Source organism: Leptospira venezuelensis (assembly GCF_002150035.1).
In the GTDB taxonomy this organism is placed as follows: domain Bacteria; phylum Spirochaetota; class Leptospiria; order Leptospirales; family Leptospiraceae; genus Leptospira_B; species Leptospira_B venezuelensis.
The window spans coordinates 1-616 of record NZ_NETS01000019.1; the positions used below are offsets into that span (position 1 = coordinate 1).

Here is a 616-nt window from a genome sequence, read left to right on the forward strand (position 1 = left end):
CCGACAGTTATACGCCGTGATGAGGCCTTGTTAATCTAAATATCCGCCAAAAACCCAAACCATACTAGTATAATTGTTAGAAACAGCACAAGAGGTGTACCAACCAAGATCTTGTTGAGCAAAATACCAATAATCCTCTATACCATTTATTTTCTCTTTCTTTACAGTTCGAGCATACAAGACTAATTCTCTACCTTCGGGAAAATAGGGCACTTGAAAGTAATCAGTGCCATTGTTCTGAGGACAACTATAACTTTTAGATTTAATGGAAGGTTTTTCTCTAATCATTATATTTGTTTTCGCTAATACTTTTCTGGGTTCAATTATGACTGATTCAACATCTTTAATTATTATATTAGTTCCTATAGGTTTTAAAGAACTCCCATAATAAGAAGCCAATCCACACTTTAATGATTCTGAATAAAAAGGATCCGAAGATTCGGGAATCAATTTACAAACTATATTTTCAACAAAGTTATCATCCCCTGGACATAAGGAGTTTTCACTAGCAACTAAGTGAACCGTGTTTCCAACTAAAGTATACTTCCCAGAATTTCCTCCACAGCCTTCACCTATAAATTCTTCAATATAACTGTCGTCCATTTTAAACGTCATC

The 616-nt window shown here is 34.4% G+C and carries 1 protein-coding gene; it reads right to left on the reverse strand.

Translation table 11 applies throughout. From position 1 onward, the window contains the following. Nucleotides 1-30: 30 nt before the first annotated feature. Nucleotides 31-616: hypothetical protein (locus B1C82_RS20360; RefSeq protein WP_086449391.1), on the reverse strand; the 586-nt coding region annotated here is incomplete at its 5' end.